Source organism: Lysinibacillus sp. NPDC097868 (genome assembly GCF_044761135.1).
Lineage (GTDB): Bacteria > Bacillota > Bacilli > Bacillales_A > Planococcaceae > Lysinibacillus.
The window spans coordinates 61,880-81,142 of sequence record NZ_JBIWBS010000005.1 but is presented as its reverse complement, the minus strand read 5'-3'; the positions used below and the strand labels follow the sequence as shown (position 1 = coordinate 81,142).

Sequence of the window (19,263 nt, the reverse complement as noted above, 5' to 3'; positions counted from 1 at the left end):
AAATCTACTATGATAGACAGGAATGAGAAAAATGACTAAAAAAGAGGATCCACGTGCCATAAGAACACAGGAAATGCTTAAAAGTGCTGCCTTAACCCTCTTAAATGATGGACTATCCATTAATCAATTAACTGTGCTAAAGGTGACACAAAAGGCATTATTAAATCGAACAACATTTTATTTACATTATCAAGATATCGATGCCCTACTTACGGAATTAACACAGGAAATTTTACAGGAGCTAACTGAAAAAATTGAAGCGCTTATTCAAGTTCAGGGCATCGACGAAAAAAAACAATTGATACAATTACTAGATTATCTTTATACACAAAGACATCATTTACTCATTCTTTTTCAACTCGAACAATTTGAAAATCATCTATTCCAATTATTAAAAAAGTTAATCGAAATTCGCAGAAATAAAAATAATAAATCAACTAAAAAAGTCTATGTCGATTCTCAAATCAAAACAGCTTCGATAGTTGGCGTTATAATGTGGTGGTTAAAAAATGGGCTACATTTAAGTTCTGATTATATAGCAGAACAAATTCATCTTATGTATAAATCTTAATAAACATACAAAAATATCAATAAATATGAATACAATTTGGTATGTGTTAAGCATGCTACAATTAATGTATGAAGAACAGTTGGAGTGACGAAAATGAGTAAACGAGAACAACAAAAACAACAACGCCGTCAACATATTATCCAAATTGCAAAAGATTTATTTTTGGAACATGGCGTTCAAAATATACAAATGCAAGATGTCGCGGACGCTTCTGGTGTTGGGATTGCGACAATATTTCGTTATTTCCCTAAAAAAGAGTATTTAGTGATTGCAGCCTCAAATACTATTACTAATGATATGGCGACGCATATAGAGCAGATTGTTGAGCAAACAATACCTGCGTATGAAAAAATCAAACAAATTTTGGATTATTATATAAGTGGAACAAAGGACCCTAAGCTACGGCTAGCAAAGTTTTTTGAGTCCTTTGATTTACATGAAAAAATTGCTACAGAATCATCTGAGCAATATGCAGAATATTTTTTTGCACGAAACAAATTGGCAGGTATTTTATTCACATTGGCTGACCAGGGAAAACAAGACAGCTCATTAAGACATGATGTTGATTTAGATTTATTTATCATGACGATGGTGCAAAATTTTAGTTTATTTACATTTAAATCAAGCCTAACAACCCACGATCCAAACCTCTCCAAGTTGTTATCTACAGACAAGCAACTGGAGTTGATGAAGGATGTATTTTTATCTTTTATTCGACCACAATAAATGACGAACGTTTTGAATTGACATTCGAACGCGAAAGTTGTTAACTAGGAAGTAGAAAAGTGATAGTTAACTATCAAATTTTAATTTTAGGGGGCTTTCTAAATGAGTCGTTTAGCAGGTAAAGTAGCAATAATTACAGGTGCTGCACAAGGTATGGGTGCTGCACACGCAAAATTATTCGTAGAAAACGGTGCAAAAGTTATTTTAACAGATTTAAATGAGGAAAAAGGAAATGCATTCGCAGCTGAATTAGGCGAAAATGCTATTTTCGTTAAACAAAACGTTACTTCTGAAGAAGATTGGGCTACAGTTATCGCGAAAGCAGAAGAAGCTTTCGGTCCAGTAAATGTGTTAGTAAACAATGCTGGTATTACTATGGCGAAAAATATGCTAGAAGTGACATTAGAAGAATACCGACGCATTGTAGACATTAACCAAGTGTCTGTATTTTTAGGTATGAAAACTGTAGCAGGTTCAATGGCGAAAGCTGGTGGCGGTTCAATCGTCAACATTTCTTCAATGAACGGCTTAGTTGCTGGTGCTATTGGTTACACAGATACAAAATTCGCTGTTCGTGGTATGACTAAGGCGGCAGCAATCAATCTAGCACCAATGGGTATTCGCGTAAACTCTGTACACCCAGGCGTTATCGCAACACCAATGGTTGTACAAGCAGATACAAAAGCAGCAGTAGAAGAATTTTCTAAACATATTCCATTAAAACGTGTAGCTCAACCAGAAGAAGTATCTAATATGGTATTATTCCTAGCTTCTGATGATTCTAGCTACTCAACAGGTTCAGAATTCGTTATCGATGGCGGCTTAACTGCACAATAATACTTGAAAATAAGAAGTCCGATTTTCTATTAAAGAAAATTGGGCTTTTTTTTATGAGCGTGCTGTATATCTCCTATTTCCCCCTCATTTAGCATCGTTGAAATAACACCATATGTTTTTATTCCAATTAAAAGGGAATGCATTAAAGTAAGATAACTTTGAGGAGGATTCAAATGGAAAATAAAAAAACTGAACAATTAAAGAAACATATCATTGATAACCAAGGAAAACATGCCTTAACGACGAATCAAGGATTAAAAATGGCAGAGGATGAATTTTCTTTAAAAGCAGGTTTAAGGGGTCCTACCCTTATGGAGGACTTTCATTTCCGTGAGAAAATGACTCATTTCGACCATGAACGTATTCCTGAACGTATTGTTCACGCACGCGGTGTTGGCGCACATGGTATTTTTCAGCTTTATGAATCGTTAGAAGCTTATACGAAGGCAGATTTTCTTACAAATCCCACTAAAATCACACCTGTCTTTGTACGCTTTTCGACAGTACAGGGATCTAGAGGATCAAATGACACAGTGAGGGACGTGCGCGGCTTTTCCACTAAATTTTATACAGACGAAGGTAATTATGATTTAGTCGGTAACAATATGCCTGTTTTCTTTATTCAAGATGCCATTAAGTTCCCTGATTTCGTCCATGCGGTAAAACCTGAGCCACACAATGAAATACCACAAGGTGCTAGTGCTCATGATACTTTTTGGGATTTCATCGGGCAAAATCCTGAAACGGCTCATATGATTATGTGGCATATGAGTGATCGTGCCATTCCTCGTAGCTTACGAATGATGGAAGGCTTCGGAGTTCATACATTCCGACTTATTAATGCTAAAGGACAAGCCCATTTTGTGAAGTTCCACTGGAAGCCTACTCTAGGTGTACATTCATTAGTTTGGGATGAGGCTCAAAAAATTGCAGGGAAAAACCCTGATTTCCATCGACTAGATTTGTATGAAGCGATTGAAAAAGGAGACTTTCCAGAATGGGAGCTCGGTTTACAGGTAATTCCGGAAGAAGATGAGCATGCATTTGATTTTGATATATTAGATCCAACTAAATTATGGCCAGAGGAAGAAGTTCCCGTAAAAATAGTCGGCAAAATGACTCTAAATCGGAATGTAGATAATTTCTTTTCTGAAACAGAACAAGTTGCTTTCCATCCTGGGCATGTTGTACCTGGTATCGATTTCTCAAATGACCCTCTTTTACAAGGACGATTATTCTCTTATACCGATACACAACTTTCTCGATTAGGAGGGCCTAACTTCCATCAGATCCCAATTAATCAACCAGTCTGCCCTTTTCAAAACAATCAACGTGACGGTATGCACCAAATGGCAATTTTCCGAGGACAAACGAGCTATCATCGCAACGGCTTAAATGACAATCAACCAGCTCCTGTTTCTGCCGAAGAAGGAGGCTACGAGCATTATCAAGAAAAAATTGATGGCAATAAGATTAGAGGTCGTAGCGAAAGCTTCTTAGACTTTTATTCACAAGCGAAGCTCTTCTATAACAGTATGGCTCCTTTTGAGAAACAACATATTAAAAATGCCTTTAGTTTCGAACTTGGCAAATGTAAATCGAATGCCGTAAAAACAAATGCAATTGACCTTATAAATCATATAGACCATCAATTAGCTCAAGAAGTAGCCAACAATATTGGAGTGGCATTGCCTAAGACAAATCTTGAAATACAATCAGATAAAAAATCGCCCGCACTTAGCATGGCTAATACTATCTTTAAACCAGATACGAAAAATGTCGCGATTTTATTGAATGGAAAGCCTAAGGAATCCCTTCTAACAGAATGGGTTCAGACTTTGGCTAAACAACATTTAAATTATAGTATCATCGATAAAAAGGTATCTCAATTCGACGATTCCCTTAAAGTAACCGATACTTATGACACAACAGACCCAAGCCTTTTTGATGCTGTTTTAGTCATCAGTAGTGAATCTCCTATTCAAACACCTGTGCTAGAGTTTATAGAAACAACCTATAAACATAATAAGCCTTTAGCCTTTGACCTTAATGATCCTCAAGCATTAAATTCTTGCAGGATAAAACTTGAGGGACCGGGTGTATACAATTTAAAAGACTCTACAATTGAATCCTTTATTGAAGGCATAGCCCAAGGTCGATTCTGGGATCGATAAAACTAAAAACAAAAGAAGGCCTATCCAAAACTCAGTTGTTTGGATAGGCTTTATTCATTAGATGATCTCATTTACTTACATACGTTTGCCCCTTAAATACCCCCTACATTCCGTAAAATCCCTAAAAAAACTTTGACTTTCTAAAAACATTGATGTAAATTGTTAAATACACGAACGTATATTGATATATCAATACACAATGTTCGCATTTTAAAATTCTTCGTATAAAGTTGGAAATACGGTCCAAAAGTCTCTACCAAACTACCGTAAATAGTTTGACTATGAGGAATTACAAAAAACGATATATTATTCTCGTACTGAAAAAACGGTTAGTTTATTCGGTCTATTTACGTTTTTTGTTTTTCTGTATGTCAAACTCTAGTTTATTAACTAGGGTTTTTCTTTTTTCACTCTTATATACGTAATTATTTTAAAAAAGTACTTCACCAAGAGAGGAAAAGAGCATGGAAAACACAGAACAACATCAATCCATATGGCAAGCAATTAAACAGAATTACAGATTATATTTAGGGGCTCTTGTCATCGTTATTATTGCCGAACTGATTGGAGTAAAAAAATTCCAAGTAGGTTCTGCTTTAATCGTTATATACCCAATGCTTTTTGCAATTGTAATAAGTGTTTTACTTGGCCCAGATATTTTTCGATTTTTTAAAGAAAAGGCATCTACAAAGGCTTCATCTCTTGTCCTTGTAGCAATCACACCCTTTATGGCGAAAATAGGGGTACTTGCTGGCTCTAATCTCCCTAAGCTTGTCGATGTAGGCCCAGCATTAGCTTTTCAAGAGCTTGGACATGTCGGCACAATTTTTCTAGCCTTACCGATCGCATTATTGCTAGGAATTAAAAAGGAAGCAATTGGCGCAACAAGCTCTACTTGCCGCGATAAGGATTACGGATTGATTTGTCATTTATATGGCGCCAATTCACCAGAAGCAAGAGGTGCTCTATCTATTTACATCATCGGTTTTTTAATCGGTACCATATATATTGGATTTTTAGCAAGTATCGTAGCTTCGACTAATATTTTTCATCCTTTAGCATTAGCGATGGCTTGCGGAATAGGTAGTGGTGTCATGATGGCGGCCGCATCTAGCACATTGGCAACAATTTACCCAGAATACGGCGATCAAATTATTATGCTAGCAGGTGCAAGTGATACGTTAGCTGCCATTATAGGTATCTACTTTACTTTATTTATCTCTCTTCCTCTTACTAGGAAATTATATTACTTGCTTGAGCCAAGAATCAGTCCAAAACATACACGTGATCCAAAACAAATGAAAAGCATGAAGGTTGGTGATTAATATGACAATGAGCATGCGAGATTGGACAATTTCTCTTTTATTAACGTCTGTTATTACAACCCTTATGGCAAACCTAATTGGTTCTCATGTATCCATTGCAGAATCTATTCCTGGCGTACTGATTTTATCAGCTATAGCATTCGTTGGTATATTTTTAGGAAAAATCATTCCTTTAAAAATCCCAGCAATAATTTATGTTGTTCTAACAGGCTTACTTGTTGCAAGCCCGATTTCACCTATTTCTCAACCAGTCATTGAGTATACATCTAAAATTTCCTTTATGGCTCCTATAACAATCGTTGGTACCCTTGCTGGAATTGGACTTAATTTTAAATCATTTATTAGCCAAAGCTGGAAAATGGTCATTATCGCTTTATTAGTTTTTACAGGTACGTTCATTACACAAGCAGTCTTTGCTCAAATATTTTTAAACCTAACCGATGCGTTAGATTCATTTTAAAACGAAATAGAGAGGCACCCCCTCTCTATTTTTACTTAATTCATTAATGGAGGCATATTATGCAGGATATAGCGTATAACGCTGATTTAATAGTTAAAAATTGTTCTATCTTAACCCCTGATTTTAACATCATTCATGACCAATCGATTGTCATTCAAAATAATAGCATCGTAGCTATTGGAGCTACTGCATCCCTTGCTAATATTTATCAATCAAAAGACATGTTAAACGGGAAAGGCAAACTAGTACTACCAGGCTTAATTGATGCCCATACTCATACATGTCAACAACTTCTCCGTGGAAGAATTACAGATGAATATCCTATGATTTGGACGCGCATAATGGTTCCATTTGAAAGTAATTTGCAGGAACAAGATGTTTATATAAGCTCACAGTTAAGCTGTCTCGAAATGATTAAGTCTGGCACAACATCCTTTATTGATGCTGGTGGCAGACATATGCATCAAGTAGCAAATTCGGTATTAAAATCTGGAATACGAGGTGTTCTAACATGTTCGACTATGGATAGTGGCTTAGACATCCCTCCTACGATGAAATCTAGTATCGAAGAAAATATCCACAATAATCGAGCGTTGTTTAATCAATTCCACGGAGCTGGTGACGAGCGATTACATGTATGGTTTTCTCTTAGATCCATCATTACTTGCACACCAGAATTAATACAGGAAGTTTTCGCAGCAGCAAAAGAATGCTCTACTAGTGTGCAGTCTCATATGAACGAATATCCAAATGAAATTAGCTATTGCTTAGAAAAATTTAAAATGCGTCCATTTGAATATCTTGCTTCCTTAGGTGTCCTTAATGAAGATTTCTTAGGTGCCCATAGCATTTTGCTTTCTGAAAACGAAATGGAAGTTATTAAAACTTATAACAGTAAAGTTGTTCACTGTCCTATTAGTAATTCAGGTAAAGGTGTGCCAAAAACGCCTAGCTTGTTACATAGAGGAGTTGGTGTTGGCTTAGGAACAGATGGAGCAGGTCATTCGGGATTAAGCTTATTTGATCAGATGAAAGTGTTTAAATCATTAATACGTGCATTTTCTGGCGTTCCAATTTTCGATCCGGTAGTGATGCCTTCAAAAAGTATTTTAGAAATGGCAACATTAGGTGGAGCAAAGGCAATGATGCAAGAAAACCAGCTAGGAACATTGGAAGTTGGCAAAAAGGCGGACATGATCATGATTAACATTGATCAGCCCCATATTGCTCCTTCACATAATTTAATAAATACCCTAATTGAATCAGTTAACAGCAATGATGTAACAGATTCGATTGTTAATGGTAAAATATTAATGAAAAACAGAGAAGTTCTAACACTGGATGAAGAAAAAATAAAATACGAAAGTAAGCTTGCAATGAAGAAACTTGCTATTCGTGCAAACATCTAACTCTTTATTTAGAGGGTTAATAATAATTGAGGTCTAAAATATGTTAACAAACACACTGCTTTTAAGTATTGTTTTATGTTCCAATTTAGTTATTGGTATTCTATTAGGGATGTCCGGAATTGCGGGATTTCTTCTCCCGTTAATTTATGTAGGTTTTTTAGAAATACCTGTCCATGATGCACTTGCATTGAGCTTTTTAGCTTTTGCTGTTTCAGGTATACTTGGCGCTTATTCCTATTGGAAATCTAAAAACATGGATTTGAAATTAGCCCTATTTTTAAGCATTGGTAGCCTTCCTGGTGCGTTTTTAGGTGTTCAAATTAATGTGCTCATTTCGGATTTTTTGGCGAAGCTGCTTCTCTACCTATTTATTTTGCTAGCGGGATTGTCGATTATTTTGAAGAAAAACAATGAAAATGCACTTATTAATAAATCGAAAGTATTGAATCAACCATTTATTGTGGTGATTATCGGTTTTTTAACTGCAACGATTTGTGCTTTAACAGGTGCAGGTGGCCCAATTTTATTAGTACCATTACTAGTTAACCTTGGTGTCAATATTCGTGTGGCTGTAGGTGTTAGTCTTTTAAATTCAGTATTTATCGCTATACCATCTATATTTGGATACTTTGCATATGCCAATGTAGAAAGTATTTATAGTTTAGTAATTGCTAGTTTAATCGGCGTAACGATTGGAATTCTCACGGGTACTCGCATTGCGAATAAAGTACCTATGAACTTGTTAAAATTAATGATTGGTGTTATCACTATACTGTCTTCACTTTATATGCTCTTTACGTTGAAGTAAGAGCTGACTCAAACGGAAAAAGAGCCTTTAAACAGGCTCTTTTTTATGTGTTTTTTTTTAAAATGTTGAGTAAATGGATTAGGTGGCACATAATGAGGGAAAAAACCATGCTTAAAGGAGCTGAATAATATGCAGCCATTTACTAAAAATGTGATCACTGTAATACAGCGCATCCCAAGCGGTAAGGTTATGACGTATGGCCAAGTTGCAGCCTGTGCAGGTAGCCCAAGAGGGGCAAGACAAGTTGTAAGAATACTCCATACGATGAGTGAAAAATATCATCTTCCTTGGCATCGTATTGTAAATATGAAAGGGGAAATAACGATTCAGGATGCAGTGCGTCAGAAAGCACTATTAGAAGATGAGGGGATTGTTGTCACGCCCACCTTTACGCTTAACTTAAAGCACTATCAATATAAAATTGACCCTATCGATTTTGATTTCTAAAGAAAAAAATACCCCTAAATTGTTAGCTGTCGTGTCTAATAATTTAGGGTTATTTTACCTGTATATACATATAATAGAATTTAAACTCGTTCATTATCGTCAATTAGATAGAGGATGCTTTCTTATTGTTAATTCCACAATCCTGCTTTTTCTAATTTCTTTTTACCTTTAAAGGCCATTAAAATCGCACCCACATTTAACAGCAACATAATAAAGATAGTATACAATACATACGTGTAACTGCCTGTAAATTGAAAAATAAAACCATATATAGGTAAAGCAACAATACCTGCAATTGCTAATCCTGTTATAGCAAGTCCATAAATTTGACTGAACTCTTTATTACCGAATAGAGCTGTTGTTAACAGTGGCCCTAGTGTTCCAAGAGATGCAACAACGAATCCATATAGACCAGTAGCTAATTTAAATATCATTGGATTTTCAGGTACTAATAAAAGCATTCCTACTGGAACTAACCCTAAAAGCATAGCCGTGATTGCTGTATTTTTCACGCCTATTTTATCACTGAGGTAGCCGAAAAATAATGCTCCAATTACAACACCTACCGACCAAGAGCCCATAGCATTACCCGCAAACTTCACATCATAGCCCAAACCCATTGCGAACGGCGCAACATGTTGGTTAAATGCAGCTATTGATGTTTCACAGAAAAAGAAAAATACTAAAAAATAAAAGGCACTTGATTTTTTAGCTATAGTAGCAGCAACACCACTATTTGTTGCCATTTGAGCATTAACCGTTGTATCATCCTTCACTTCATCCATACCATATGGCTGTAACCCGATTTGTTGTGGAGCTTTTCTAATCGTTAATAACACAATCGGAATAACAATCGCCATTACCCCTACACCTAAGAAAATATACGTATTTCTCCAACCTGCACTAGCAATTAAGTTACCCGCTACTGGTTGAAGGAAAGCACCTATTAAACCACCAGCTCCAACCATAATACCTAAAGCCAAGCCCTTGTGCTTTTTAAACCAATTGTTAATAAGCACAGGTCCTGCTAATTGTGTTACGATTACAGATCCCATTGCCATTGGAATAGCAAACAGATACCAACCCCATACGGAGTTCATAAACCCAAACATTGCATAGGCTCCTGCCTCCAACGTAACAGCTACCACTAAAAGAATTCTAATATTATATTTTGCTATCATCTTACCTGCAACTGGTAAAGATAACATTGTGACAATTGATGCTATGCTAAAGTACAAAGTTAAACTGCCCATTCCAATACCTAAATCTTCTGTAACTGGCGTTAAAAATAAACCACCTGTCGTCGCAATGCCTCCCTTTGCAGCTCCGACCATTACAACTAAACCTAACAATACCCACCAAGCGTAGTGGATTTTTTTCTTTGACTGACTCATAATGTTGTCCCCGATTCGCATGTTGATTTTATTTTTTTATTTACTAGTTCTTTAGATACATAATTTAGTTTAATAATAAACAACCTTCGCAATAGTAACCCGTTATTTATAATGTGTCAAATATATGAACTTTGTTGTTTTACTCCGAAAATAAACACAATATTTGTTGAACTTATGTATGCACCATGCTACAAGCCTATTTACACTGGCTCCCGTGTATCTTATGAGCCCTCAAAATACAAGTGTTTTTATTCTTATATTTTTAAATATTACCTTTCAAAAAAACACCTAAAGCGTTGTCTTTGCCCAACGTTTTAGGTGTTTCTATTTTTTACATTACTTACAGGAGCTAAAGTTTGTTGCAGAAAAGTGTGCCAGTCACTCAAACAATTTATCGCACACTTTAAAACACCTAAAACATTGTCATATCAACGTTCTAGGTGCTCCTTTTTAACTCATTATATTCGTCTTCCTACTAGTCTTCTAACATTTCAATCATTTTTGTATAGCCCATCTCTTTCGCATAATCGAGCGCTGTCTTACCCGAATTGTCACGAAGCTCTTTATTGGCATTGTATGCTAATAATTCTTGTGCAATTTGCTGATACACCACTGAACCGTCCGTTAATGCTACCGCTTCAATTAATGCCGTATAGCCAAAATTATTTTGATGATTGATATTTACTTTACCATCTTCTAATAGTACCTTCACATTGTTTAAATGCCCTTTTTCAGCTGCAGGTATTAAGGTATTGCCACCATAGCGATTAACAATTTTTTGATTTGGTTCCGCATGCTCAATCATATACTTTAAAATTTCTGTTTTTCCTTGTGCCCCTGCATATAAATAGGCGCTATCCTGTATATGATCTTGTTGATTAATATCAGCACCCGCATCAATTAATCGCTTCGCAACCTCAATATAATTTTCATGTGTAGCAATTAATAAAGGCGTTTCCCCTTTATCATTTGTTTCATTAATTGGATATGATGAATTCTGTAAAATTTCTAGCACCTTTTCTACATCATTGTGTTCAACTGCTTGAATAAGATCACCTAATTGTGGCTTCATATGCTTTTCCTCCCCCTTGTCATTACACCCTGTGAGTATGAATAATGCGCTTACTACAATGCTAATAAAATATTTCATGTAAAACCTTCCTTTCACAAGGAGATTTTCAGCTATTAAAGCGATATCCACTGCCCCAAATTGTCTCGATTGGCAGCTCAGATAGTTTTCCCTTTTTTAATTTATCTCGAATGCGACCTACATGAACAACAACTGTAAAAACATCGCCATCTAAGTCATCCATATACCATAATTGACGGAAAAGCTGCTCCTTTGTCCAAACACGATTTGGATGCTCCATAAAAAACACGAGCAGATCAAATTCCTTCGTTGTAAAAATAACTTCCTGGCCTAAAACAAATACTTTGCGTGCGGCTTTATCAACAATAATATTTTTTATCTCTAAATAATTCTGTGTTTGTTCAGTACGTGTCAGCTGCTTGTAACGTTTACTATGCGCTTGTACACGAGCGACGAACTCACTGGGACTAAATGGCTTTGTTATATAATCATCCGCACCTAAGCCAAGTCCTCTTATCTTATCAATATCTTCTTTTTTTGCAGAAACAATTATAAGCGGAATATTTTTCTTTTCACGAATGCGTCGACAAATTTCAAAACCGTTCATTGAAGGGAGCATTAAATCAACGACAATTAAATCAAAAGGCTCATTTAATGCTCGTCTCAATCCTTCAGAACCGTCCGTTATGATTTCTGCCTCTATATCATGAATTTCTAAATAATCTCTTTGTAATTCTGCAATGCTAATATCATCTTCAATGATTAATATTCGTGATGGCATCAGTCATTGACACTTCCTTTAAGCCTTTTCCAAGATTATGGTCACCGTTGTACCAAAATGTAGTTTACTTTGAATTTTTACTTGTCCATTATGCTTTTCAACAATTTGCTTCACAATTGCAAGCCCCAAGCCGCTACCACCTGTCGTCGACGTACGCGCTTCCTCACCACGATAAAAATGATCGAATACATATGGGAGTTGGAGCTCCGAAATTCCTTGTCCGTTATCCTTTACAACAATTTCAACAAACTGCTCAACTACTACTACTTCTAATATCATACATAAAGGTTCATTTGGCTTTTTAAACTTCATACTATTTTCAATTAAATTAGAGATTGCCCGATTCATCTGCATACGATCAATATGAACATAGACATCCTCCACTACATTCAATACCAACTGTACATCTCGATTGTATAATTGAAACTCCTCCAGTATATGTGTAAGGAACTTGCCGATCTGTATACGCTCAAAATGAAGCTGAACGGCCTCTGCATCAAACTTAGAGTAAAGAAAAAGTTCTTCAATTAATCTGTTCAATGCAAGTGATTTAGAGTGGATGGTCTTCAAATACTTTTCCCGCTTTTCAGGCGTTTCGGCAACTCCCTCCTGTAAACCTTCCACATATCCAATAATCGTTGTAATTGGTGTTTTTAAATCATGAGAAATACTTGCGATTAGGTCTTTACGGTTTTTTTCAAGGTTTCGTTGCTCCTGAATAGAATCTAACAGTGCTGATCGCATACTCTCAAAATTAGCTGTCAGCTCTTGTACTTCCCGTGCTGTATTAGCAGGTAATGTCGGTGCCTCTATCATTAAATCGCCCTCTCGTATTTCAGACATAGTCTGTCCTAAATTTTCTAGAGGTTTAATAATTGTCTTGTGTAAAAGTTGATTTAAAAAGAGCATTGCGGCGAACGATACTAGAAGGATAATGAAAATAATAATAATTCCCCATTTAGTAAGGAAATCTAAAAAGCTGTTTTCTTTTTTCAGCACTAAGACGCTACCCTTAGACTTGTCGCTATAATAAAAGTCAAACTTAATATAACGGTACAGTCCCCCTGCATTATCTATTGTGCCCTTCGTTTCAATATTATTCGTATTGAAAGTTGGAAAATGCACGACAAGTGACCGTTCTACTAACCCATGCGAATAATAAACAATTTCCTCTTCATGACGGATGACAACTCCGAGTGACCTTTTCTCAATCTGTTGAAAACTTTTTTGCATATCTTGCACTAAAAGCCTGTCTGGATCCTCCTTGGCAATATTACGTAACTCTACATAAGCAAGCTCCTCTTCCGGGCTCAAGGAGCGTTGCTTTGTAAAAGTTTGATACAATGTTTTAGGTGTCGGAACAGACCCTGTTGTCACATAAAAAACAATGCATAGAATTGAGAGAATAGAGACACTCGCAATCACAATACCCCCGATATAAGAAGTTAAAAATCTATTCTTGATTGTCATATCGATCTCCTTTCCTCAATTTATAAAGGAGAATCCTTACTTTTTCAAGTGATGGACTATATGGTAATTTTAAAAACTAAATGTTGGTTTCAAATCTCCCTTATACGGCTCATGCTCTACGTAGATTGTGATATCATTACCATCTGCATCCTTACCTACACGCTTATAAGTAAACTTGTCATCATTTAATTCCGTAAGTTCCAATGCTGCACCATATTTATTATCACCTATTGATACATGTGCGCGAATTTTATTGTCATGAATGACATTAAAGTAACCGTAATCACCGCGACTTTCTCCTGTTTCTCTATTAAAGAATTCATATTTATTTGTGTCCGCTTCAAACTTTGCGACACTTAAAAAATTCCCATTAAACTCTGTGACATCATTACCTGTTTCATCAAGTACCTTTGTTCCACGCCATAATGTTTTACCAAGGATGTCATCTCCATCTACATTAGTATTAATATCTCCTGTAGTAGTAGTTAACGTTTTGTCTTCGTTAGTGAAGGCTAAATCTTTTTCATATGGTATATGCTCCACAAACACTTCAATGTCATTACCGTTCATATCTTTCCCCATACGTTTGTAAGTAAAGACTTCTTCATCTAATGCAATTATTTCAACAACTGCTTGATATTTCATCGTATCGGAAATTAAAATACGCTTCATACCGTCATTCGTCATAAAGAATGTACCCTCATCGCCACGAGTTTTCCCTGTTTTCGCGTCAAAAAATTCATATCGACCTATTTCAGAATCGTATTTTGCTAAACCGATAAATCCAGCATTCTCCTCAGTTAAATCATTATTATCTTTGTCGTAAACACGCGTACCTTGCCAATTTGTACTGCTTAAAATATTCGCCATTGTTTGGCCCTTTGTCAGTTGCTGCTCAGCTTGATTGGCTTCCGCCTGTTCATTTTGCACGACTGAATTGTCCGTCTCATTTTTCCCAGTATCACTACATGCCGTTAATATTGTGACCGAACTAAAAATAGCGAGTGTTGCGAATTTTAATTTGTTGTTCATATAATATTCTCTCCCTTTTCATTTGCTTATACTCAATTATGAAGTCCAGTTCTAAACTACATATATCGCAAATATAAACAAAATATAAATTCGAGAAAAAAATCTTATCCGTTGTAAGGTGCTTATAAAAAAGTAAAACTCGCCACAGATATTGGCGAGTTTGTTTGTAACTTATTAAATTTTTTTATAATGAAGCATCGCAAGTTGACCTAACTTTTCAACTTTGCTTAAACTATATTTTTGGGTAATATCATCTCCGTTATAAAGCGAGATTCCCTTACCTAAAATAATTGGGGCAATGGCTAGTTGGAATTCATCAATTAAATTTTCTTTAAAAAATTCACGTGCTAAATTCCCCCCACCAATTAGCCATATATCTTTACCAGGCTGTTGCTTTAAATTGTTAATGAAAGCTTCAACATCTTCATTAATAAATGAAGCATATTCATCTGAACCGCTGACAGATTTAGAAAACACATAGTTTTTATAATCACTATAAGGATAGTCCATGTCAAATCCTCGAATGGTATCATATGTTCCCTTACCCATCACAACCGTATCAATTTTATTTAGAAGGGAATTGTAACCCGAATCGCCTTCTACTTCCGTAGACTCCAACCACTCTAATGTACCATTATCATTTGCAATAAAACCATCAATAGAAGTACCTATATACAAAATAACATTACGTCTTTTTTCCATATAAATCCCCATTCCTGTTTCAGAAGATAACATTAAGTATATCAGTAACTGTTATCTAAAATTAATATGTTCTTACCAATAGTGGTGTATAGTTTGCAATAAATTGTTCGATTTCGATAAATGAGTTAGAAAATAACATTGCCTTTTTATCTGCTTCAGTTAAAAAACCGTTTGTTACCATATCATCATAAAATTCTTTTAATTTATCATAGTAGCCACCTACATTGAATAAAATACATGGATTTTGGTGTTGACCAATTCTTGCCCATGAAATTACCTCAGAAATTTCTTCTAAAGTTCCAGGTCCCCCAGGCAGCGCAATATAGCAGTTCCCTAATTCAATCATCTTATTTTTTCGTTCAGACATGGAATTCACAACTTCTAAACGAGTTAAATTAGGATGACTAAGCTCTCGATCAACTAAAAAGGTCGGAATAATGCCGATTACTTTACCGTTATGTAATAAAACTTCATCTGCAATGACACCCATTAGACCAGCTTTTCCTCCGCCATATACTAAAGTATGATCATTTTCGGCAATCCATTTACCAAGTGATTTTGCTGCCTCTTCGTATAAATTATTGTTACCTAGACTTGCACCGCAATAAACTGAAATATTCAAATTCGATTCCTCCTTTATGCTATCATTATAGAAGTATAAGGAGTGATTTTCATTGAATATTTTTGAATATCAAAAGTGGATAACTGAATTTTACAAAAATCGAGGCTGGTACGACTTAAACCCCTTTATTCGTGTCAATTTTTTAACGGAAGAGGTTGGTGAAGTTTCAAAAGCCATTCGAACAATTGAAATTGGGCGTGATCGTCCAGATGAAAAAGCTCTACCAAAAGCACAACAAATTGAGAATTTAAAAGAAGAACTAGGCGATGTTCTTGATAATTTATTTATTTTAGCTGATAAGTACGAAATTGATCTAACTGAAATTATGATAAGCCATAAAGATAAACTAACAAAACGATATCAATAGAAGCCCTTAATTAAAAGTTTTAAACATAATAAAACCACCTAAATCGTTGTCATATCAACGTCTTAGGTGGTTTTCTTCATAATCCACAGTTATTCCGTAACTAGTTACACGGCACCTAAATATAAATCTAACGGTGCCTTAATGGCCTTCATCTAGCTCAAAAAGTTTTATAAGCCTCTGGCATATGCGCTTTTACACATTACTCAAAATCAGCTATTTCCCATTCCACTCTATTAAAAAAGTCTTTTATATTAAAATCTAAATTATGAAGTATATTCCAAAAATTCTATTTATGTTATATACTATACGCTAGAATAATAAAGGGAGTTTACAAATTTGGCAAATACTATTAATTTTGTATTGCGAGTTGTTTTCTTTTGCCATCAAAGACCGGACCGTTCATTCCATTATAAGGGGAAGAAATTCCCTCTATGTGCGAGATGTACTGGTATGGCAGTAGGTTATCTTTTATCCATAATTTTAGTCATACTTTTAGGCATATTTAAGCTATGGATTATTGCCTTATTAATTTTACCAATGGCCGTAGACGGTACAGGTCAATTATTTGGTAAATGGACAAGTAATAATAATAGACGGTTCCTTACCGGATTAACCGGTGGGCTCGGTATTATTTATATTTTCTACACTATTGGTTACCAATTTTTTTTATTTGGTCAATATGTTGGAAGAAACCTATAACAGACTATTGGAGGTTCTATTATGTATTGTAAAAACTGTGGCGAGCATATTTCGGAACATGCAGAAATTTGTATCCACTGTGGTGTTCGTGTAAAAAATGCAGGTAGTGAAGACAAACCAAACTGGGGCGTTAACATCATTACCCTTTGCTGTGTGCCACTTGTTGGATTAATTATGTTCTTCGTTTGGAAAAACGAAAAACCAGTTGCGGCTAAATCAGCTTTAATGTTCTTCTTTATTAACATAGGTATTATCGTATTATTCTATATTGCAATGTTCATTATTGGATTATCCAGTTACTAAAACGAAGGATTACATATGTATTATGTATTGAATTGAATATATTTCCGATTTAGCAGAAATTCGCCCTAAATGTGGCGTACGTCTTTACGTCACAAATCTTCTGTCACATGTGGTTCTAGGATAAATAGTAATCAAGCAATAAAGGTTGGCTTTTACTAATTGCTAAGAGATAACAGCGCAGTGAACAAGGTGATAAAAGGGAATTTTTTTAGTATGTAGGGGGTTTTAATATGTATTGTCCTAATTGTGGTTCTACCATTAACGAGAATGCCGAAATTTGTATCCAGTGTGGTGTCAACGTATTAAAGTTTAACAATCAAGTAACTGTAGCAAAAAATGATAAACCAAATATTTGGGTTAATGTACTTAGCTTATGCTGTTTCCCTCTGCTTGGCATTATTATCTATTTTGTATGGAAAGACACTCAACCTAAAGCAGCAAAGTCTGCTTTAATATTTGCTTTGTTTGGTTTAGCTATTTCAATTATTTTCGCAATTATTTCATTTGTAATAGGGTTTGCTACAGAAATGATGGATGATAGTTATTATTACTGATCAATATGACTACAGGTTGGTTTCCACTCACTCCATCATAAACAATAAAGAAGGGTAGACATTTAGAAAAGTCTCCCTTCTTTTTATCGTATTGCTATAAATAAAAGCAACAAGCTTAAAAAATGTATGTATGAGCCTATCGTTTTTTTTATTTCAATAATTTTGCTTATTAAGATCAATTAAGACTTTATAATATGTCCATCTTTATCAGTAAATTTACCAACGATAATCATAATTAAATCAACTATTGTTTAAATCCCGAATCCACCTAATGTGAAAAATATTTTATAAATAAAAGAGAGAACGACATTAAAGCAAAAGTAGTATATAGATTTGTATAGCGTTACCAAAGAATAAGTCCCCCTTCGAAACATATATTTTTTAAGAAGTGAATTTATAGGGGGTTTTATCATGGTTATCACACCGGGTATTGAGGATCTACCATACGTACTTCAAAAAAATGGGGTAAAGTTTTTTACTTTAGTTGCTGAGGAAATAACGTGGGAATTGGTAGATGGTATCTTTATCAAAGCATGGGGATATAACGGCTCTACACCAGGACCAACAATTCGAGTTTTTCCTGGAGATAAAGTATGTATTAGGGTCATTAATCAATTACCTGTCCATACAAGCGTGCATTGGCATGGATTAATCGTACCCAATGCTATGGATGGTGTCCCCCCAATTGAACCCTCCCCATTTATAGAACCTGGATATTATTTTGATTATCATTTTACAATAGTTAATCCCCCTGGCACGTATATGTATCATTCCCATGTAGATGTTTCTATACAAGACAATGCGGGGTTATTAGGTGGCTTTATTGTTGAAGATCCATTAATGGAGAACCTTCCAAACCACAAAGATTATCTCTGTTTACTTCAAGAATGGGCAATCAATGCTTTACCATGGGGCGATCTAACAAAAGGTACGTATGATTTAACTTTTATTAAACCTGATTTTAATTTTTTTACAATCAACGGACGGTGCTACCCGCTAACTGAACCTTTACTAGTCAAATATGGAGATACGGTTAAAGTACGCTTTGGTAATATTCAAATGAACCACCACCCCATTCATTTACATGGACATCAGTTTAAAGTAGTTGGTGCTGATGGTTTCCCAATTGTCCCTCATACACAAATTTATAAAAACACTATCCTCGTCGCATCTGGTGAAACTTGGGATATTAGCTTCCAAGCCAATAACCCAGGTATTTGGCCAATGCATTGCCACATGCCTCATCACGTTACAAACAACGGTGTAGTTGGCTTAGGTGGTATGTTTACTACAGTTAAATATGAAGAAATGAATAATTGATTGCACATTATGTTTTCCACTATATAAGCTAGCTGGCGTTATTTTCAAATAAACGCCAGCTATTTTTATTTTCCACTGATGTATCTACAACTGCTGTCTTGATAAGATGAATTGAAAAAATTAATGACTTATAGAATGTCATTTCACACTCAAAAGTCCTGTTATTTCATTA

At 35.3% G+C, this 19,263-nt stretch carries 20 protein-coding genes, 1 pseudogene and 1 riboswitch; of the genes and pseudogenes, 14 read left to right on the top strand and 7 right to left on the bottom strand.

The genetic code is table 11. From position 1 onward, the window contains the following. Nucleotides 1–31: 31 nt before the first annotated feature. The 9 genes from ACIQXJ_RS20810 (at nt 32) to ACIQXJ_RS20770 (ending at nt 8,757) form a co-directional block, all read left to right on the top strand. Nucleotides 32–571, top strand: a complete 540-nt coding sequence (locus ACIQXJ_RS20810; protein ID WP_403057222.1) for a TetR/AcrR family transcriptional regulator — start codon at nt 32–34, stop codon at nt 569–571. Between the two features lie 93 nt (nt 572–664). Continuing rightward, nucleotides 665–1,297 carry a TetR/AcrR family transcriptional regulator gene (locus ACIQXJ_RS20805; RefSeq protein WP_403057219.1) on the top strand — a complete coding sequence of 211 codons (633 nt, stop codon included), beginning with the start codon at nt 665–667 and terminating at the stop codon, nt 1,295–1,297. Nucleotides 1,298–1,399: 102 nt separating this feature from the next. Beyond that, nucleotides 1,400–2,134, top strand: a complete 735-nt coding sequence (locus tag ACIQXJ_RS20800; RefSeq protein ID WP_403057216.1) for a glucose 1-dehydrogenase — start codon at nt 1,400–1,402, stop codon at nt 2,132–2,134. A gap of 173 nt (nt 2,135–2,307) precedes the next feature. Beyond that, on the top strand, nt 2,308–4,308 hold the full coding sequence (locus ACIQXJ_RS20795) for a catalase (protein ID WP_403057213.1): 2,001 nt from the start codon (nt 2,308–2,310) through the stop codon (nt 4,306–4,308). A 200-nt stretch (nt 4,309–4,508) separates the two neighbouring features. Further along, nucleotides 4,509–4,610: riboswitch (purine riboswitch) on the top strand. 162 nt (nt 4,611–4,772) lie between these two features. After that, nucleotides 4,773–5,633, top strand: a complete 861-nt coding sequence (locus ACIQXJ_RS20790) for a DUF3100 domain-containing protein (RefSeq protein ID WP_403057209.1) — start codon at nt 4,773–4,775, stop codon at nt 5,631–5,633. 1 nt (nt 5,634) lies between these two features. Beyond that, a complete protein-coding gene (locus ACIQXJ_RS20785) occupies nt 5,635–6,093 on the top strand; it encodes a hypothetical protein (protein ID WP_403057206.1) in 459 nt (152 codons plus the stop codon). Nucleotides 6,094–6,152: 59 nt separating this feature from the next. Next, nucleotides 6,153–7,502, top strand: a complete 1,350-nt coding sequence (locus tag ACIQXJ_RS20780) for an amidohydrolase family protein (protein ID WP_403057203.1) — start codon at nt 6,153–6,155, stop codon at nt 7,500–7,502. 40 nt (nt 7,503–7,542) lie between these two features. Further along, nucleotides 7,543–8,310 (top strand): sulfite exporter TauE/SafE family protein, encoded by a 768-nt coding sequence (locus ACIQXJ_RS20775; RefSeq protein WP_401012349.1) that lies wholly within the window; start codon nt 7,543–7,545, stop codon nt 8,308–8,310. A 129-nt stretch (nt 8,311–8,439) separates the two neighbouring features. Next, the gene (locus tag ACIQXJ_RS20770; protein WP_403057196.1) at nt 8,440–8,757 is read left to right on the top strand and encodes an MGMT family protein; all 318 of its coding nucleotides are present in this window, start codon (nt 8,440–8,442) and stop codon (nt 8,755–8,757) included. A gap of 128 nt (nt 8,758–8,885) precedes the next feature. Here ACIQXJ_RS20770 and ACIQXJ_RS20765 read toward each other — a convergent pair whose 3' ends face one another. The 7 genes and pseudogenes from ACIQXJ_RS20765 to ACIQXJ_RS20735 all read right to left on the bottom strand — a co-directional run bounded on the left by ACIQXJ_RS20765 (nt 8,886) and on the right by ACIQXJ_RS20735 (nt 15,848). Beyond that, nucleotides 8,886–10,151: an MFS transporter gene (locus tag ACIQXJ_RS20765; RefSeq protein ID WP_401012346.1), complete on the bottom strand. Its 1,266-nt coding sequence runs from the start codon at nt 10,149–10,151 to the stop codon at nt 8,886–8,888. Between the two features lie 475 nt (nt 10,152–10,626). Then, nucleotides 10,627–11,223, bottom strand: coding sequence for an ankyrin repeat domain-containing protein (locus ACIQXJ_RS20760; protein WP_403057193.1), 597 nt, complete (start codon nt 11,221–11,223; stop codon nt 10,627–10,629). A 106-nt stretch (nt 11,224–11,329) separates the two neighbouring features. Then, entirely contained in the window at nt 11,330–12,022 is a 693-nt protein-coding gene (locus ACIQXJ_RS20755; RefSeq protein ID WP_403057190.1) for a response regulator transcription factor, read from the bottom strand. Between the two features lie 18 nt (nt 12,023–12,040). Next, nucleotides 12,041–13,492: a sensor histidine kinase gene (locus ACIQXJ_RS20750; protein WP_403057187.1), complete on the bottom strand. Its 1,452-nt coding sequence runs from the start codon at nt 13,490–13,492 to the stop codon at nt 12,041–12,043. A gap of 69 nt (nt 13,493–13,561) precedes the next feature. Continuing rightward, nucleotides 13,562–14,389: pseudogene (locus ACIQXJ_RS20745) on the bottom strand (DUF4822 domain-containing protein); the annotation flags it as partial. Nucleotides 14,390–14,698: 309 nt separating this feature from the next. After that, nucleotides 14,699–15,226: a dihydrofolate reductase family protein gene (locus tag ACIQXJ_RS20740; protein ID WP_403057184.1), complete on the bottom strand. Its 528-nt coding sequence runs from the start codon at nt 15,224–15,226 to the stop codon at nt 14,699–14,701. Nucleotides 15,227–15,287: 61 nt separating this feature from the next. Further along, nucleotides 15,288–15,848 (bottom strand): LOG family protein, encoded by a 561-nt coding sequence (locus ACIQXJ_RS20735; RefSeq protein WP_403057181.1) that lies wholly within the window; start codon nt 15,846–15,848, stop codon nt 15,288–15,290. Nucleotides 15,849–15,900: 52 nt separating this feature from the next. On the opposite strand from ACIQXJ_RS20735, the gene ACIQXJ_RS20730 reads away from it, so the two are divergent. The 5 genes from ACIQXJ_RS20730 to ACIQXJ_RS20710 all read left to right on the top strand — a co-directional run bounded on the left by ACIQXJ_RS20730 (nt 15,901) and on the right by ACIQXJ_RS20710 (nt 19,091). After that, nucleotides 15,901–16,215, top strand: a complete 315-nt coding sequence (locus ACIQXJ_RS20730; RefSeq protein WP_401012335.1) for a MazG nucleotide pyrophosphohydrolase domain-containing protein — start codon at nt 15,901–15,903, stop codon at nt 16,213–16,215. A 336-nt stretch (nt 16,216–16,551) separates the two neighbouring features. Continuing rightward, the gene (locus tag ACIQXJ_RS20725; RefSeq protein WP_403057178.1) at nt 16,552–16,914 is read left to right on the top strand and encodes a DUF2085 domain-containing protein; all 363 of its coding nucleotides are present in this window, start codon (nt 16,552–16,554) and stop codon (nt 16,912–16,914) included. Nucleotides 16,915–16,935: 21 nt separating this feature from the next. Beyond that, a complete protein-coding gene (locus ACIQXJ_RS20720; RefSeq protein ID WP_401012332.1) occupies nt 16,936–17,217 on the top strand; it encodes a zinc ribbon domain-containing protein in 282 nt (93 codons plus the stop codon). A gap of 230 nt (nt 17,218–17,447) precedes the next feature. Beyond that, nucleotides 17,448–17,771, top strand: coding sequence for a zinc-ribbon domain-containing protein (locus ACIQXJ_RS20715; protein WP_403057175.1), 324 nt, complete (start codon nt 17,448–17,450; stop codon nt 17,769–17,771). Nucleotides 17,772–18,182: 411 nt separating this feature from the next. Next, complete coding sequence (locus ACIQXJ_RS20710) at nt 18,183–19,091, top strand: multicopper oxidase family protein (RefSeq protein ID WP_403057172.1); 909 nt, start codon at nt 18,183–18,185, stop codon at nt 19,089–19,091. Nucleotides 19,092–19,263 lie beyond the last annotated feature (172 nt).

What these genes read in the sequence shown, in the direction of transcription:
- ACIQXJ_RS20755 (WP_403057190.1), bottom strand. Translation starts at nt 12,022, where the DNA reads ATGCCATCACGAATATTAATCATTGAAGATGATATTAGCATTGCAGAA.
- ACIQXJ_RS20795 (WP_403057213.1), top strand. Translation starts at nt 2,308, where the DNA reads ATGGAAAATAAAAAAACTGAACAATTAAAGAAACATATCATTGATAAC.
- ACIQXJ_RS20715 (WP_403057175.1), top strand. Translation starts at nt 17,448, where the DNA reads ATGTATTGTCCTAATTGTGGTTCTACCATTAACGAGAATGCCGAAATT.
- ACIQXJ_RS20810 (WP_403057222.1), top strand. Translation starts at nt 32, where the DNA reads ATGACTAAAAAAGAGGATCCACGTGCCATAAGAACACAGGAAATGCTT.
- ACIQXJ_RS20805 (WP_403057219.1), top strand. Translation starts at nt 665, where the DNA reads ATGAGTAAACGAGAACAACAAAAACAACAACGCCGTCAACATATTATC.
- ACIQXJ_RS20760 (WP_403057193.1), bottom strand. Translation starts at nt 11,223, where the DNA reads ATGAAGCCACAATTAGGTGATCTTATTCAAGCAGTTGAACACAATGAT.
- ACIQXJ_RS20770 (WP_403057196.1), top strand. Translation starts at nt 8,440, where the DNA reads ATGCAGCCATTTACTAAAAATGTGATCACTGTAATACAGCGCATCCCA.
- ACIQXJ_RS20800 (WP_403057216.1), top strand. Translation starts at nt 1,400, where the DNA reads ATGAGTCGTTTAGCAGGTAAAGTAGCAATAATTACAGGTGCTGCACAA.
- ACIQXJ_RS20740 (WP_403057184.1), bottom strand. Translation starts at nt 15,226, where the DNA reads ATGGAAAAAAGACGTAATGTTATTTTGTATATAGGTACTTCTATTGAT.
- ACIQXJ_RS20750 (WP_403057187.1), bottom strand. Translation starts at nt 13,492, where the DNA reads ATGACAATCAAGAATAGATTTTTAACTTCTTATATCGGGGGTATTGTG.
- ACIQXJ_RS20710 (WP_403057172.1), top strand. Translation starts at nt 18,183, where the DNA reads ATGGTTATCACACCGGGTATTGAGGATCTACCATACGTACTTCAAAAA.
- ACIQXJ_RS20780 (WP_403057203.1), top strand. Translation starts at nt 6,153, where the DNA reads ATGCAGGATATAGCGTATAACGCTGATTTAATAGTTAAAAATTGTTCT.
- ACIQXJ_RS20765 (WP_401012346.1), bottom strand. Translation starts at nt 10,151, where the DNA reads ATGAGTCAGTCAAAGAAAAAAATCCACTACGCTTGGTGGGTATTGTTA.
- ACIQXJ_RS20720 (WP_401012332.1), top strand. Translation starts at nt 16,936, where the DNA reads ATGTATTGTAAAAACTGTGGCGAGCATATTTCGGAACATGCAGAAATT.
- ACIQXJ_RS20775 (WP_401012349.1), top strand. Translation starts at nt 7,543, where the DNA reads ATGTTAACAAACACACTGCTTTTAAGTATTGTTTTATGTTCCAATTTA.
- ACIQXJ_RS20790 (WP_403057209.1), top strand. Translation starts at nt 4,773, where the DNA reads ATGGAAAACACAGAACAACATCAATCCATATGGCAAGCAATTAAACAG.
- ACIQXJ_RS20785 (WP_403057206.1), top strand. Translation starts at nt 5,635, where the DNA reads ATGACAATGAGCATGCGAGATTGGACAATTTCTCTTTTATTAACGTCT.